This is a genomic window from Acinetobacter soli (assembly GCF_000760595.1).
Classification (GTDB): Bacteria; Pseudomonadota; Gammaproteobacteria; order Pseudomonadales; family Moraxellaceae; genus Acinetobacter; species Acinetobacter soli.
Map to the genome: position 1 here is coordinate 201,516 of NZ_BBNM01000004.1, position 15,669 is coordinate 217,184.

At 40.2% G+C, this 15,669-nt stretch carries 12 protein-coding genes and 1 pseudogene; 4 read left to right on the forward strand and 9 right to left on the reverse strand.

Annotated features, from left to right (window positions below):
• Nucleotides 1–27: 27 nt before the first annotated feature.
• From Aso01_RS06880 to Aso01_RS06895, 4 genes and pseudogenes are all read right to left on the reverse strand, one after another.
• Nucleotides 28–3,132, reverse strand: a complete 3,105-nt coding sequence (locus Aso01_RS06880; RefSeq protein ID WP_004937156.1) for a multidrug efflux RND transporter permease subunit — start codon at nucleotides 3,130–3,132, stop codon at nucleotides 28–30.
• A gap of 1 nt (nucleotide 3,133) precedes the next feature.
• On the reverse strand, nucleotides 3,134–4,294 hold the full coding sequence (locus Aso01_RS06885) for an efflux RND transporter periplasmic adaptor subunit (RefSeq protein WP_169740419.1): 1,161 nt from the start codon (nucleotides 4,292–4,294) through the stop codon (nucleotides 3,134–3,136).
• Nucleotides 4,295–4,342: 48 nt separating this feature from the next.
• A pseudogene (locus Aso01_RS06890) lies at nucleotides 4,343–4,702 on the reverse strand (hypothetical protein); the annotation flags it as partial.
• A gap of 293 nt (nucleotides 4,703–4,995) precedes the next feature.
• A complete protein-coding gene (locus Aso01_RS06895) occupies nucleotides 4,996–5,541 on the reverse strand; it encodes a helix-turn-helix domain-containing protein (RefSeq protein WP_004937153.1) in 546 nt (181 codons plus the stop codon).
• A 96-nt stretch (nucleotides 5,542–5,637) separates the two neighbouring features.
• On the opposite strand from Aso01_RS06895, the gene Aso01_RS06900 reads away from it, so the two are divergent.
• The 4 genes from Aso01_RS06900 (at nucleotide 5,638) to Aso01_RS06915 (ending at nucleotide 9,299) form a co-directional block, all read left to right on the forward strand.
• Nucleotides 5,638–6,528, forward strand: a complete 891-nt coding sequence (locus tag Aso01_RS06900) for a DMT family transporter (protein WP_004937151.1) — start codon at nucleotides 5,638–5,640, stop codon at nucleotides 6,526–6,528.
• 408 nt (nucleotides 6,529–6,936) lie between these two features.
• Nucleotides 6,937–7,956 (forward strand): NADPH-dependent curcumin/dihydrocurcumin reductase, encoded by a 1,020-nt coding sequence (curA, locus tag Aso01_RS06905; RefSeq protein WP_004937149.1) that lies wholly within the window; start codon nucleotides 6,937–6,939, stop codon nucleotides 7,954–7,956.
• Between the two features lie 12 nt (nucleotides 7,957–7,968).
• Nucleotides 7,969–8,595: a glutathione S-transferase family protein gene (locus tag Aso01_RS06910; RefSeq protein ID WP_004937147.1), complete on the forward strand. Its 627-nt coding sequence runs from the start codon at nucleotides 7,969–7,971 to the stop codon at nucleotides 8,593–8,595.
• On the forward strand, nucleotides 8,595–9,299 hold the full coding sequence (locus Aso01_RS06915) for an SDR family NAD(P)-dependent oxidoreductase (protein WP_004937145.1): 705 nt from the start codon (nucleotides 8,595–8,597) through the stop codon (nucleotides 9,297–9,299). The genes Aso01_RS06910 and Aso01_RS06915 overlap by 1 nt, the downstream gene beginning before the upstream one ends.
• Nucleotides 9,300–9,408: 109 nt before the next feature.
• Here Aso01_RS06915 and Aso01_RS06920 read toward each other — a convergent pair whose 3' ends face one another.
• From Aso01_RS06920 to Aso01_RS06940, 5 genes are all read right to left on the reverse strand, one after another.
• Complete coding sequence (locus Aso01_RS06920; protein WP_004937142.1) at nucleotides 9,409–10,305, reverse strand: hypothetical protein; 897 nt, start codon at nucleotides 10,303–10,305, stop codon at nucleotides 9,409–9,411.
• 18 nt (nucleotides 10,306–10,323) lie between these two features.
• Nucleotides 10,324–12,441 carry a TonB-dependent receptor gene (locus Aso01_RS06925; protein ID WP_004937141.1) on the reverse strand — a complete coding sequence of 706 codons (2,118 nt, stop codon included), beginning with the start codon at nucleotides 12,439–12,441 and terminating at the stop codon, nucleotides 10,324–10,326.
• Nucleotides 12,442–12,511: 70 nt separating this feature from the next.
• Nucleotides 12,512–13,621 (reverse strand): tetratricopeptide repeat protein, encoded by a 1,110-nt coding sequence (locus tag Aso01_RS06930; protein WP_004937139.1) that lies wholly within the window; start codon nucleotides 13,619–13,621, stop codon nucleotides 12,512–12,514.
• Between the two features lie 51 nt (nucleotides 13,622–13,672).
• Nucleotides 13,673–13,909 carry a hypothetical protein gene (locus tag Aso01_RS06935; protein ID WP_004937138.1) on the reverse strand — a complete coding sequence of 79 codons (237 nt, stop codon included), beginning with the start codon at nucleotides 13,907–13,909 and terminating at the stop codon, nucleotides 13,673–13,675.
• A 15-nt stretch (nucleotides 13,910–13,924) separates the two neighbouring features.
• Nucleotides 13,925–15,418, reverse strand: a complete 1,494-nt coding sequence (locus Aso01_RS06940; protein ID WP_004937136.1) for a DUF4331 domain-containing protein — start codon at nucleotides 15,416–15,418, stop codon at nucleotides 13,925–13,927.
• Between the last annotated feature and the right edge of the window lie 251 nt (nucleotides 15,419–15,669).

The window sequence follows — 15,669 nt, forward strand, 5'->3', positions numbered from 1 at the left end:
TTATCTCATGACTATATTGGACATGAACTACTTGTGAGAATGTTTTCGTTGAGAGAATTTTTCTACAATGTTCATCACGAAAATAAAGAACACAGGAACAAAAAAGACTGCCAGAATGGTGGCGCTGATCATACCGCCAAACACGCCTGTACCAATGGCTTTTTGCGTTTCCGAACTAGCACCTGTTGCGATTACCAAGGGAATTACACCACAGGTAAATGCAAGAGATGTCATTAAAATAGGACGTAATCTTAGTTTTGCTGCGGCGACGGTTGCCTCAACCAAGCTCATACCCTCTTGTCTTAATGTTTTGGCAAACTCAACAATCAAAATCGCATTTTTTGCAGATAGACCAATAATGGTTATCAAACCCACTTTGAAGAAAATGTCATTGGGCATGCCTCGTACCATCACCGCGATAAACGCCCCGACCATGCCAAGAGGAACCACCAACATCACCGATAAAGGAATTGACCAGCTTTCGTACAGTGCAGCCAAGACCAAAAACACCACCAGCATCGATAAGATCAATAAGAATGTGGTCTGTGCTTCAGACTGTCTTTCTTCGAGAGAAATTCCCGTCCACTCATAACCGACACCTTTAGGCAGTTGCGTAATGAGACGTTCCATTTCAAGCATCGCTTGCCCAGAAGAAAATCCTGTTGCGGGACTCCCCGTAATACTTAAAGACGGTCGACCATTGTAACGGTTGAACTGCTGAGGGGCATGCTGCCAGACTGGTGTGATCACTTCAGCCATCGATACCAATTTACCACTCTGGCTATTCACTTTAATTTTACCAATATCTTCAATACTCATTCTAGATTTGGCATCTAGCTGTACAATCACTTGCTGCATACGATCCTGATTGGGGAAGTCATTGATATACATAGACCCCATAGAAGTCGAAATAATATCCGTGACATCGCTAAAGTTGACACCTAATGCCTGTAATTTTTCACGATCAATTTTTAGTTGTACCGTACTCCCCTCCGGTAGACCTTCAGCATATACGCCAGTAAGTTTTTTATTTTGCGTAGCAAGTGTAATGAGCTGATTTTGTGCTTTGATCAAAGCATCCATACCAATGTTGCCTTTATCTAGTAAACGCAAAGTAAAACCAGACGATGTTCCTAACTCATCGATCGCAGGAGGTAAAACAGACATTGTTTGCCCTTCTGAGCTATCGGTCATGGCCATATTGGCATTATTCACAACTTTCTGTGCAGTGATCGTTCGCTCTTTAAAATCGGTCAGATTGGTAAAAAACATGGCAGTATTTTGACCTGAACCGCTAAATCCAAATCCTAAAATCGCCATATTATCTTTAATGCCTTTTTCATGATTAAGAAATTGCTGAAATTCATTAACCACTTTAAGAGTGCGCTGCTGAGTGGCATCTGCCGGCAACTGAATGGAAGTCATAAACCAGCCTTGATCTTCCTCTGGCATAAATGCCGTTGGCACCATTTTAAAACTGAAGATCAGTACAGCCACAATGCCAACAAAAATGAACATCGCAGGTAAAAGGTGCCGGGTGACTCGAAACAGTACTTTTTCGTATTGATTATTCAGTTTTTCGAAATTTCGATCAAACCAGCCAAAAAATCCTTTTTTCTCTTGATGTGCATGAATAGGTTTTAATAGCGTTGCACATAAGGCAGGCGTTAATGTCAGCGCCAGGAATGCTGAAAACAGAATAGAAACCGACATAGTCATGGTAAATTGACGATAAATAATTCCCACAGAGCCTGCAGCAAATGCCATCGGTAAAAATACCGCAGCCAAGACTAAGGTAATCCCGATTATGGGATTGGTAATTTCGGTCATGGCTTTTGAGGTCGCTTCTACAGGAGATAAGTGTTCTGTTGCCATAATCCGTTCAACATTCTCGATCACCACAATCGCGTCATCCACAATAATTCCGATGGCGAGCACCATGCCAAACATAGTCAGCACATTAATTGAAAACCCTGCGATCAGCATGACTGAAAAGGTTCCCAGTAAGGCAATTGGTGCAACAATCGCAGGAATGAGGGTATAGCGAATATTGTGAAGGAATAAAAACATCACGATAAAGACAAGAACCATTGCTTCTAGCAAAGTGGTAATTACTTTTTCAATCGATACTTTTACAAACGGAGCTGTATCGTATGGAATAGAAAATTTCATACCTTGTGGCAAAGAAGCACTGAGCTGATCGAGTTTTTCTTGAACCCCTTGAGCGGTTTTCACTGCATTGGCACCAGGGCTCATTTGAATAGCAATAGCTGTAGAAGGTTTACCATTTTCCAGAATGGCAAAATTATAAGACTGCGCACCAATTTCAATTCGAGCAACATCCGATAATTTTACATTCGCCCCATTTTTATTTGATTTGAGGCTAATATTTTTGAATTGTTCGATATTTTCCAGCTGACCTAAGGCGGTTAATGGAATGGTAATTTGCTGATCTTTTGATGCAGGCAAATCTCCGATTCGACCGGGAGAAATCGGAATGTTCTGATTTTGAATGGCTGTATTGACATCTTTAATACTAAGTCCATATGCAACCAAGCGATCAGGGTCGACCCAGATACGCATCGCCTTTTCTGCACCAAAATTTTGAACCTTACCTACGCCATTGACCCGTTTAAGCTCCTCAATCACAAAGCGAGCCATGTAATCACTCAGATCAACTTCAGAGTAACGATTATCTGAAGAATTAAGTCCCACAATCATCAAAAAACCAGATGATGCAGCATCAACCATCAAACCTTGCTGCCTTACCGACTGTGGCAGCCTTGATTCAATTGCTTTGATTTTGTTTTGTACATCGACTTGAGCAAGTTCAACATCTGTACCAGGCTTAAAGGTGGCCGTGATGGTTGCACTTCCTGAATTATCCGATGTTGAACTGTAATATAGTAAGTTTTTAACCCCTGACATCTCGCGCTCAATCAATGTGACTACACTGTCATTGAGTGTTTTAGGCGTCGCCCCAGGATAGGTTGCGGTGATACTGATTTGCGGCGGTGCTACACTTGGAAAACGGGCAATGGGTAATTTAGGAATACTCAATACCCCAAATAAAATAATAAATAGTGCAATCACCCAAGCAAAAATTGGTCTACGAATGAAAAACTGAGACATCTTAGTGTGCTCCTTTTTCAGAGGTAGCTACAGATGGTTGCCAGATTTTAATTTTTAATTTCTGATCCGGTTGTATACGTTCCGCACCTTCAACCACGACCTTTTCACCAGCACTCAAGCCACTGGTTACTACATAATTACTTTGATAACGCTGCCCTAACTGAACAGGTTTAACAATAGCCTGTCCCTGTGAATTGATAACCGTAACATTGGTCTTTCCACTGATATCATGTTGAATTGCTCGTTCCGGTATCAAAATCGCGTTGTCAATTACAGCACGATTGATATTGACCCGCACATACATACCCGGTAGAAGTTCTTGCTGGCTGTTGTTGACGAGAATACGGATTGTGACATCACCGGTATCAGGATCAACATTAGTATCTGAAAACAGTAATTTTCCCTTTGCCTGATAAGGCTTGCCCTGACTATTTAAAATAACGACTTGAGGTTGCACATCAGATACTGTTCCTTGTTGTAACGCTTCTTGTAATTTCTCATATTCACTAATAGATTGTTTCACATCGACATAAACTTGACTGATCTGTTGAATGACAGCCATCGCTTTAGTATCTGCTTGACCAACCAATGCACCTTCCGTCACTAAAATCTGACCGATACGACCAGAAATAGGTGCTGTGACCGTAGAATATTTTAAGTTCAATTTTTGTCTGGTTAATGCTGCTTTTAGTTGAGCAACATCGGCTTTCGCTTGATGATAAGCTGTCTCAGTATTGTTATATTCTTGCTGACTAATGGCATGGCTTGACAATAATTGTTCATAACGGCCAAGAAGCGATTTTAAACGTATCACTTCAGCCTGAGCACGTTGTAATGTAGCTTGATTACTCTCTACATCTGCTTGCAAGATATCGGAATTAATTTTGAATAAAGACTGACCTGTTTTGACATCAGAACCTTGTGTAAATAATACCTTTTCCACAATTCCTCCGACTTGTGGACGAATTTCGGCAATCCGATACGCTGCTACGCGTGCAGGTAGATTTTCAATAAGGTGAATTGGTTGCTGCTGTGCAGTAAAAACGCTGACAACCGCTGGTGGCTGTTCAGTTTGAATTTCTTCAGCATTTTTTTTGCAACCCATAAGCATGGCTGCACTCATCCCCAACACACAAAGCTTAAGATGAAAGTGTTTGTTCATTTTAACTACAACAAAATTAGTGACAGTTGGTATTGTTAAAACTTAGTTTCAAATTTCTGCCAATATTGTGTTGAGATTGTGTGGAGAGATACGTAAAGTTACAACTCGGGTATGTGGTCTACCTAAGTCTGTAAATTTATTTAATACTGCTGCTCGTGCATGAATCTTATTGACTTGGCTTTGAAAATTTCTCGCACTGAGTTTATCCCCTAGCAATTTCATGCAATATATGTTGGTTTCAACTAAACTCCACCAGTGATAGCCTGACTATTTCTTCCAAATAGTTCTTTCTAAACGCTTAACTGTTTGAAGCAACTTATTGCGTTTTAGCGAGCCCGTCTTTTTATCTTTCGATAACTTCGCATTTTATCTTGGTGGAATCACTGCTTGTGCTTGCCGGTCCACAATGTATCAAATAGATGCTGAGATACTCCTAAATTAAGCTCATCACTACAGGGCGTTTTTAATTTTAGAAACTAAGCATTAAAAATTTAGACGCGATAACGCTATTTTTGATGCTGTCTAACGCTTCTCATTTAAGCATTTAAATAATTTTTATAATCTCTATTTAATTTTAAATTTTCGGATAATCTTGACTATTTTAGGCTCAAATGGCAGAGATATTTAAGATATAAACAATAAATGCATCAGCGTTGTTCGTAAAAGCCAAACAAATACTTCCAGTCAAAAAATTCACGAAATTAATGCGCTACATTCCTGATAAATTTAACCGTATTTAATCCTGAATTGATGTAGGTGTAATGAGTAGAGCTTGGAAATACCAAACTTTCATTTGCTTTTAAAATATGCGCTGTATCGTTAATTTGAAGAGTAAGCTCGCCTTCCAACACCCATATCATTTCATGCCATCCATCGGCATCGGGTTCTGCTTCATACTTTTCCCCTGTACTCAAACACCATACCCACATTTCTGTCTGATGTTTTGATGGCATTGCACCCACTAAAGTTGCATAGCTCTCTGGTTGACTGCCTTTCCAAGCCAAGACATTCGTTAATTTTGGAAGATCATGAGCGTGATCACTTACAAGCGTTACAAAGTCTATTTTAAGAGCAGATGCAATTGCATCGAGCTTAGCCAAGCTAATATTCATCTGATTACTTTCCAGAGCTATCACTGTGCGCCTACTTAATCCGGCTAAATTTGCCAATTCAACCTGACTCAAGCTGGCTTTTTCTCTGAAATGCCTAATATTCTGCCCTACAAACTCTAATACCTTGTTGGTCATATGCTATCTATTGAATGTTTTGAGCAGTATATTGCACAAAAAAATAATTTAATGCAATAATGGGCAATATATTGCACATTCTGTTGGTCTTTCACTATGTCAATCACTTCGTCTTCAAAATTTCCTGAAATTGTATTGATCCTCATTACAATTCTCTGGGGTGGTACTTTTTTAGCCGTACATTATGCTCTGAACTTTACTTCACCAATTTTTTTTGTAGGTACACGCTTCGGTATCGCGGCAGCTGTTCTATTTCTGGTGTCTTATCAGCAGCTCAAAAATTTCAGCCGTCAAGAAGTGATTGCCGGTTTTTTCATTGGTATCGTTATCGCCTTTTCTTATGTATTTCAAACGGTAGGCCTGCAAACGATCACAAGTAGTGAGTCGGCATTCCTCACGGCGCTTTATGTCCCTTTTGTGCCGATATTGCTTTTTCTTTTTTTTAAAAAAGTACCTGCGTTTAATATCTGGATCGGAGTTGTACTGGCATTTTTTGGTCTGCTTTTGCTTACCGGGAATAGTATGTCTCAAATAGATTTAAGTTACGGACAGATCATGACCATATGCAGTGCGATCGGAATTGCCATGGAGATTATTTTAATTGGATTCTTTGCGGGTAAAGTGAATTTAGGCAAGGTAACGTTTATTCAGCTTGTTGTGGCCTCCATTGCCTGTTTCGTAGCAATTCCTTTTAGCCAATCGGAATACATTCCTAATCTTTCGTGGCAGTTTATGCTGATTGTCGGTGCATTAGGATGTGCGAGCGCATTAATTCAATTCGCAATGAATTGGGCACAACGTACGGTAGATCCATCAAAAGCTGCAATTATCTATTCTGGAGAACCTGTATGGGCTGCAATTTTTGGCCGTTTGGCTGGGGAGCGACTATCAATATTATCGATTTTTGGAGGGATTTTAGTTTTATTGGGCGTGTTAGTCAGTGAGTTAAAGTTTAAAAAATTGTGGATTTACTTTTTTAAAAGATAGTGAAATGACGATTTCTCTTGCAATAGGCATTTAAATGATTTGAGTTCGTCAAAACAAATCTAAATGCACCACAAAAGACTTTTGAATTTCATATAAATATTTTGTGTAAAACTATAATGGAAGTGTTTCACTTCCATTTTTCAATACTAATAAATCAACTACTGTGAGAAAAAACCAAATACGATGAATCAGTTGGTCGTTAGAGAAATTCTTTTTGAAATGTCAGAGTCTGTCTCATACGTAATCAAAACTCATAGATTCATATCAATTATGTTCTCTATTGTTAAAAAATAGACCAGTCGTCTTGATTTTAATCATAACTTACCTACAATCAATTTTAAGGTCATCAATCAATATTTCTAATTTCTGTATAGAAGTGTTTCTTATGCAGAATATGGAGTTAAATCAATGAATAATATTACCAATCAACGTATTGTTTTAGCTGCAAGACCAGTCGGTGAACCAAAACATAGTGATTTCAAAATTGAGGAAGTTCCGGTTCCTGAGCTTAAACAAGGCGAAATCTTGTTAAAAACCGTTTATCTATCACTCGATCCGTATATGCGTGGTCGTATGAGTGATGCTCCCTCTTACGCGGCACCTGTCGAAATTGGTGGCGTAATGGTTGGTGGAACAGTGAGTCAAGTTGTTGCCACTAAAAACTCAAAGTTTAAAGAAGGTGAATGGATTCTTTCTGGAAATGGTTGGCAGGCTTACGCGATCTCAGATGGCACGGCGTGTCAAAGTTTGGGCATGCAGCCCGAACATCCTGCTTGGGCATTAGGTATTTTAGGAATGCCTGGCTTTACCGCTTATATGGGGCTTTTAGACATTGGTCAGCCTAAAGCAGGTGAAACCTTAGTGGTTGCCGCTGCCACTGGCCCCGTAGGTGCAACAGTCGGACAGATTGGTAAACTTAAAGGTTGTCGTGTGGTCGGTGTCGCTGGCGGAGCGGAAAAATGCCGTTATGCTGTCGAAGAACTCGGTTTTGATGCATGTATTGATCATCGTGATGAAAATTTCGCAGAGAAATTAAAACAGGCTGTTCCTGATGGCATTGATATCTATTACGAAAATGTAGGCGGAAAAGTCTTTGAGGCTGTATGGCCATTACTTAACTCGGCTGCACGTGTACCTTTGTGTGGCGTAGTTGCTCAATATAACGCGACCGAACAAGCACAAGGGCCAGATCGCCTGCCTGGTTTTATCTCTACCCTATTAAAAAAACGAATTCGCATGCAAGGTTTCATTATTTTTGATGATTATGGTAGCCATTACCCTGAATTTAATCAGCAAATGTCTGAGTGGCTAAAAGAAGGTAAAATCAAATACAAAGAACATATGGTGCAAGGTTTAGATAACGTGATTGACGCTTTCAATGGCATGTTAAAGGGTGAAAACTTTGGCAAAGTCGTGGTCAAACTCTAATAAGGAAGCCTTATGATTACACTGCATCATTTAGATCAATCACGTTCTTTTCGTATTTTATGGTTACTTGAAGAGATCCAACAGCCGTATCAGTTACAACGCTACTATCGTGATCTGAATACGCATTTAGCTCCAGATTCGTTAAAATCAATCCATGCTTTAGGGAAATCGCCTGTCATAGAATGGGACGGTAAAGTGATTACAGAATCTGGTGCGATTGTTGAGCTTTTAATTGCCAAACTTGCACCACATTTAGCACCCGATTCAAGTGAAGATCTCTATGCAGATTACCTGCAATGGATTCATTTTTCTGAAAGCTCTGCCATGTTGCCATTTTTGTTAAAAACATTTAATGCAATGGAAACAAAGCAAGGCACAGAATTGGTATTTTTAGAACGCTATACGCAAGTTGAGTTTGAAAAAGTATTTGGTTTCTTAGATGACTATTTGGCAGATAAAAAGTACTTTGTTGATCAGCGTTTAACTGGTGCTGACTTTATGATGGGCTTTGGATTACATGCTTTAGTTCATCAAATGCAACAAGGTAAAAAGTATCCAAATATTCAACGCTATGTTGAGGGCTTGAGTTTACTGCCAAGCTGGCAAGCCGCGGTCAAAATCGAACAGGAAAAGTCATAATGAAAGAAAATCAGCGTGCTATTGTCGTGGGTGCTTCACGAGGAATTGGTTTAGGACTGGTTCGGGAATTACTTCTTCAGCAGTGGAGCGTTATTGCGACACTTCGAGATATAACTCGTATACCCGATGACCTCAAACAATTACTTGCAGAATATCCAGACCAACTGGAATTGGCTGAGCTAGATCTGAGTCATTTAGATACTGCCAATATGATCACCAGCAAATATTCAGAAGGTTCAATAGATCTGCTTTTAGTGTCTGCTGGTATAGCGGGGCCAGAACATCAGCGCGTCGAACAATCACAGCCAAATGAAATTGTAGACCTGTTTTGGGTTAACAGCATTGCACCTGTGACCATTGCCAGAAAATTCCTTCCACTCATGAAAGCAAACAGCCTTATTGCATTTATGAGTTCAAGAATGGGCAGTGTTGCGCTCAATGACGATGGCAGTATGGAGTTGTATCGTGCCAGCAAGGCCGCTTTAAACAGTATCAGCCGTGGTTTTGCACAAAATGAGGCGATTCCACTGAATATCGGTGTGTTGAATTTACATCCGGGCTGGGTTCAAACAGAGATGGGCGGAAGCCAAGCGCCTGTTACGGTCAAAGAAAGTACTGCGGGACTGGTAAAGGTAATACAGGCTTCTATCGGCAGCAACCAACACAAATTTATTGATTTTCAAGGTCATGAAATGGCATGGTGATTTGATCTTTTCAATCGCGTGATTTGAATAGGCTTGGTTACCTATCATTCAAAAGAGTGGAAAATAGGTGCAGCCCTACTCTCGATAGGTTATGCAATAAACAAAAAAGCTAAACACCGTTTTGTGTTGTGATGTTCATCAACTCGTTGATATTCACTTTCACCAGATAGGGTTTAGCTTTTTTATTCTGAATGAGTGGCTCAATATCGAGCGTTTTTAAAAATGATTGAACATCGTCGGAGGGAATTAAATCGGCAGTATATTGAACCAATATAACGCGAGACTGTGAAGGTAAAATCAGGAAAACGAGTTCATCGATATGTTGAGCAAAGCTTTGAAGTATTTGTTTCTCTGTTTTACTCAAAATTTGCTGTTTCAACTGATTCTCTTGAAAAATCTGTTCTTGAGTATAGGGCTGATTCATTAATGCTTGAGTAAATTGCTCAATTTCTATTTGATCGCTTATAAAGGGATATATTTCGATGATCTGGACAAGCTCACTATTTTGAGGCGCTTGAACATTCTTAACATGTGATGTATCGGGATGCTTGGGCTCTAAATTTAATTGTGATAGCAAAGCGGGATCAATTTTTTCAGGATTCAACTGATATTGATCTGAAGTGACTTTAGCACGACGAATGGCTTGTTTGGCTCTAAGCTGGGCCGCCAGTAAAGGATCAATTGCTTGATTTCCCTTTGTTGCCTCATGGCTAAACTCCAGCACATTTAACTGGGCTGTTTGCCCCAAACTCTGCGTATCATACTGATCAAAAGGCGTTTCAATCAATGTTTCTGGCATGGGTGGTATTTTTACGGCGGATTTAAAACTCAACGAATCATTTTGTCCAACAGCGCTTGTTGGCATGAAGACAACACTCATACCTTTTTTGATTTCTGGCGTTTGCTCAACTGGACGAGAAATAACAAACACGACCAATCCAATATGCAATATTGCAGTGAAAAATAAAGCAACAGGCGAAATCTTGGATTGGTCATGAAGTCTCATAGCTGACTCCCCAGCGATTTAAAATAAATACCTTAAAGTGAATCTTAGGTTACGCCCTTCACTCGGATGGATATGTTTATCTGAAATTCCTTCTCTTTCAGCAGAACTAGGCGCACATGCCGCAGTATTGAAATCTTGTGTAGCACACGATGCATAGTAGTATTCGATATCATTCACCTTTTTATCCAATACATTGAGTAGTTCTATTTGTGTGAAGATATTTTTATTCAGTTGATAGCTGGCTAGTAAGTTAACGATTGTCGATGAGTCCGAGCGAACACTGTTGTCTTCAATCAATGCTCGAGGGCCGAAATACCGTAAACGACCGCCAAAACTCCATTGGTCATTTAATTTATAACTTATACCCGCACTAAGTGTTTTTTCGATGGCTCCAGGAATAAAATAGCCCTCTTCACTACTATCTTTAAAGCGCGCTTTTGACCATGCCGCATCAATATCAATCATCACCCAATCATTGAGTTGATAAAAATTACTCAGCTCAATCCCTTGGCGTTTACTGGGCCGGCTAGGCTCAGTGGTGCCCGCATCACCAATAAACAGTAGTTCAGAGTCAGAATCCAGGCGCCATAATGCCAGTGTTGTGGTGAGGTTATCAATCAAATGTGCTCTTAAACCCAGCTCTTTATTCACTGTACGTACTAGTGGGGAAACCGAATCAAGTGGTTGTAAGTAATTTGCGTCACGCGGATCTACATTGAGCTTTGTCGTAACGCCCCTTGCATCGTTACTATGAAATCCGTAGGCATAATTGATGTAATATTCGACATTTTTCCATGGCCCTAAAATCAAACTGAATTTCGGACTCAGAATGTGATCTGTCTTTCGGCCACTATTTTCATTTCGATCCGAATTCACATTAAAATGATAAAGATCACCACGTAAACCTATAATTGAGCGTAGCCAAGGTTGCCATGCAATCTGATTTTGCCCCCAAACGCCGAGCGTGGTTTGTTTGACATCATCTTCACGTATTGTATTAAATCGTTGACGATTTTGAGTTTGATGTAAACCCAGACCATCAATGTCATCATAACGAAGAGATGACCCGACAATATTGAGCATTTCTTTATCGTACCATCGATCACTCCATCCCTTTTGAAACTTCAAACCCAGTAAGGTGCGCTTTTCAGCTTGTTCAAACTGATCGCCACGCAGCGGATCATCTAAAAAGTAAGTAAAATTTGAAAAAAGATTCAGTTCACTACGGACCGCGTAGGCAGAAAACTGTGAAAACTCACGATCTGCACGCTGATTGCGATTGAACCACAATGCTGTGCGTTTAGATTTTCCACCATCGGAAGGGTCTAGACTATCGAAACGATCAAGCTGCCCATTTTGAACCAGATGTTCAGGAATCTGATCTGTGGCGTCCCATTTTGCTTGATAATGCTGAAGACCAAACGATGTGTTTTGATCTTCATCGCCTTTAAAATATTTTAAAAAGAGATTTTGTTTAGACAGATTTTCAGGATTTGTCCAAGGCCCGTCACTGCTTTGATTTTCAAAGGCACCAATTAGCTCACCGTCATTTATTTTTACATGCCCAACACCTAAAAACCGTAGTAGATCATGATTACCCAATGTTACCTGTGCAAATGGACGCTCCAGCGTATGAAGGGTGTAAATTTTTGCTGTTCCAGCAGAGGCAAAATCACCATCATCCACAGAAGTTGCACCTTTGTGATAATCAATATTGTGAATCAGTTCTGGGATTAAAAAATTTAGATCGGTATAACCTTGCCCATGCGCATGTGTCACCATATTAAGCGGTTGACCGTCTATTGATGTGGCAAAGTCTGTACCATGATCCAGATTAAAACCGCGTAGAAAATACTGGTTCGCTTTTCCGGAACCACTGTGCTGCGTCACAATGACGCCAGGTATGGTTTCTAGTACTTCAGCCGGACGAGATAAAGGACGCGTTTCGATCTGCTCTTGTGTAATTGTTCCTTGAGATGCAGTAAACGCACCGTTTAAAGGATCTGTGTTATCGCCTGATGCCTGCATGGTAATGGTAGGTAAATTGGCAATGTATTCTCCCCCAGCCCAGACCGTTTGACTGGTATAAAACCCCGAACTACTCAGCAGTAATACGCTTAACATTGTTTTGTTCATGATGTTTATCTCATTTATAAAGTCAGTTATTTTTAAGTTTTTATAGGCTGGTTCAGTTTAAATTTTCACATCATGACTGATTCACGATCTGTTGTAATTGAGGAATATATTCTGGATGTTGATAACCAGTTTTTTCACTCCAAGTTAGTAATTTTTTAGAAATATCAGTATCTTTAGCTGCGATAGCAAGTGCTGCATACACTTCAAAATCATCATTTTCTCGTTGCATATCCCAGTTTTTAGCCGCGATTTTGAGTCCTTCGTTGTATTTTTTAGATATCCAGAGAAACTGTGCCTGCTCACGTAAATGAATATGGTCATGATGGTCGAGTAAATCTTGTACGCGCTGGGTTAGCTCATTGAGATCAGTCTGGGCACTTGGATCATTCAGTTTTTGTTTGCACAAAATAATGCGGTACATCGCACCGTCATGATAGCGGTAAGGTGTTAAAAGCTTCAGTGCGGTTTGATACTGATGTTGTGCGATGTACCAATTCGCTTTTGCTAATGTATTGGGTAAGTTATTGGTTTGCAGCAATAACATAGATTTATCTGCAAGTGCCGGATCGTTAAACCGTGTGGCAAGTTCAATAAAGATATTTCCCAACCATTGTTGATCTGCACGGCTCATACGTGGTGTTTGCGAAAGAAGCTGATCAATTTGAGGTTTAAGCTGTGAATAAGACTTTGTCATTGCATCAACCTGCAACTCGCATCCTGCACGATAAAGCATGACTTCAGGCTGCGTCAGCTGTTGGCATAACTGGGTAGACGCACTGTATTTTCCTTGCAAACGATAAATATTGGCCAGCTGTAAAATAGCATCGCTGTTGTTGGGTTGAGTTTTTAAAAGCTGTTTTAAACGCTGTTCTGCAGCCGAAAAATTATGATTCGCTTGCTCAATGCGGGTATTTAGCAACTGATTTTCAAGATCTGATGGATCATTGCTTTTTTGCATCAATTGTTCAGCTTTTTCGAGTGAATCACCGTCACCTTTGGCGTAGGCATTTTCAAGTAATACATTCACAATTTGATTACGCGTTGCGTCACTATAAGTGGCTTTGGCATTTTGGTTTTTTTCAGTATTACCGCTATAGCTATGATGGTGCTTTGGATGAGCATAAATCGAACTTACAGGAATCATTAAAATTATGGCGAACGACAGTTTACGCATCAACATTGGGTATCCCTCTTAAATACGCCCGAGGCTCAACACCTAGGGCGCAAATCCTTAAAATTTAACTGCAAGCGGCTCTGCTTTGTTATCAATCGAAGCTTCTGAAATATCTTTCAGAGATTTGGGTTCAGACTGACTAAAGCTACTTTGTGATTGGTTGGTTAACGTCAAAGTTTCTCGTAACACAGGATCGCTTTGCGTTTGGGTGTTATTAGAAGCATGATCATCTCCACTGCCACCACAACCGCTCAATCCCCAAACAACCATGAACATCAAGGTTATTTTTTTCATGGTAATGACTCCTCATTACTTACTGGCAGTATTGAATGGTGAACCCGCAACTGGAGTGTTAAGATACGGGAAAGTGGTACCAAACTGCTGAGGTGACTGCAATGCACCGTCGGTAAATCCAATCGTACCTGCTTTCGCATCCGACGCTTTACAGCCCACTGCGGTGTTCACACCATCAATGGTACATAGTAAACCCATCGCAACACGTAGCTCGATATCGACTACATCATCTCCCGGACGGCGACCATTTGGGAATCCGCTGGTGTCTCCACCGATCACACCTAAACGATTTTGCTTATCTTTGGTTTGCGCTGCAATTGCAGTATTTAAGCGCAACATTTCAGAGGCTTTCACGTTTTTAGGCTGATTCAGACCCGGTACTCCAAGTAAAAATGCATTGACCAGATCGGTACGTGGGAAATTGGTTGGCGCAACCACGGCACCGCCTGTAGCGTCTTTAAATAACACTTCAATCAATGTTGGTAATGTTGGATTGGTAACATAATCGGCAAACTGACCATCATTGACTGGTTTGCTGGCATTGAATTTGTCTTTGTCTTTTAAACCAATCACCACCTCATTGACCAAAGGCATACCCAAACGGGAAACTTGCGTCCATGCCCCACCCACTTTAGATGCACTGGTCAAATTACTCTCTGGAGTCGGGTTAAGTAAGGTCGCTTGAGGCAAACTGGCTGTGGTCCAACCACCAATTACTGTTTCACCCGAAGACACCAAACATGATTGTGGTACTTCAAGTGCAATGGTCGTCACGTTTTTATTGCCAATGGTATTAAGTCCCTGATCTTCAGCATTCACACCCGATGGTGCAAGCTGCGTAGCAGGAATCTTGATATTCACAAGGTCAAAGACTTCGCCAAGATTGACTGCAAATGGATCTTGGCGCTGGCCGACAAATACTTTGCCTGATCCGCAACTGCCAAAGTTGATATTTTGCACAAAACTATTGGCATAAGACTGATAATTGGGAATTGATTTTGCGCCCACATTATCAAAAGGTTTTTTAAAGGAGCCCAACACGTTACGATCGCCTTTACGTCGATCACCTTTGACCATGGTCACGGTATATGTTTCAGCCGTATTTTGAGCAGAACTGCCATCATTGGTAATTTTTCCAATATTTGACAATGGTACAGAGATATTTTTGCCACCTACAGGTACTTGTAGATCTTTTAACTCCTGATCAAATTTAAATTGAAAAGTAATATCTTCTTGCGCATCACCATTGTTATCGATATGAATCTCATAAAGCGCTTTAGGGTCTAAAGCGAAGTAGTTCGGGCCACCATAAGCATCTTGAAGTGGCTGGTAATTAGCTAAAATGGTGACATAGTCGCCCCGATTACTTTCATAGCTTTTAAACATATAAAAATCGGTGGCATCTACTTTAGGTGTTTTGGTGATGGATGGAGCTTCGCGGTGACTGGATGCAAGTGCACAAGCACTTAACCCCATTAATGCCATCGCTAGTGCGATACGATTGTTCATTGGCTATCTCCTTGACCAATATTTAATTTCATCGTTATTACTTTATTTTTTATCCCTACATTGTTTTAAATCATTATGAGGGACCATACTAACATATAGGAGAGAATGTGAATATTATGTGATCATTTTGAAAATAACGGATGAAATCAATATTTTTGTGAAGTCAAGTATTTGCTATGCAATCTGATTTCACATAATTTTTATTGTAAAATTTGGATTATTCATATACAAAATATTTAATTAAATGAAAA

Excerpts from the sequence above, each read along its gene's own strand:
- Aso01_RS06880 (WP_004937156.1), bottom strand. The coding sequence starts at position 3,132 with ATGTCTCAGTTTTTCATTCGTAGACCAATTTTTGCTTGGGTGATTGCA.
- Aso01_RS06885 (WP_169740419.1), bottom strand. The coding sequence starts at position 4,294 with ATGAACAAACACTTTCATCTTAAGCTTTGTGTGTTGGGGATGAGTGCA.
- Aso01_RS06895 (WP_004937153.1), bottom strand. The coding sequence starts at position 5,541 with ATGACCAACAAGGTATTAGAGTTTGTAGGGCAGAATATTAGGCATTTC.
- Aso01_RS06900 (WP_004937151.1), top strand. The coding sequence starts at position 5,638 with ATGTCAATCACTTCGTCTTCAAAATTTCCTGAAATTGTATTGATCCTC.
- curA (WP_004937149.1), top strand. The coding sequence starts at position 6,937 with ATGAATAATATTACCAATCAACGTATTGTTTTAGCTGCAAGACCAGTC.
- Aso01_RS06910 (WP_004937147.1), top strand. The coding sequence starts at position 7,969 with ATGATTACACTGCATCATTTAGATCAATCACGTTCTTTTCGTATTTTA.
- Aso01_RS06915 (WP_004937145.1), top strand. The coding sequence starts at position 8,595 with ATGAAAGAAAATCAGCGTGCTATTGTCGTGGGTGCTTCACGAGGAATT.
- Aso01_RS06920 (WP_004937142.1), bottom strand. The coding sequence starts at position 10,305 with ATGAGACTTCATGACCAATCCAAGATTTCGCCTGTTGCTTTATTTTTC.
- Aso01_RS06925 (WP_004937141.1), bottom strand. The coding sequence starts at position 12,441 with ATGAACAAAACAATGTTAAGCGTATTACTGCTGAGTAGTTCGGGGTTT.
- Aso01_RS06930 (WP_004937139.1), bottom strand. The coding sequence starts at position 13,621 with ATGTTGATGCGTAAACTGTCGTTCGCCATAATTTTAATGATTCCTGTA.
- Aso01_RS06935 (WP_004937138.1), bottom strand. The coding sequence starts at position 13,909 with ATGAAAAAAATAACCTTGATGTTCATGGTTGTTTGGGGATTGAGCGGT.
- Aso01_RS06940 (WP_004937136.1), bottom strand. The coding sequence starts at position 15,418 with ATGAACAATCGTATCGCACTAGCGATGGCATTAATGGGGTTAAGTGCT.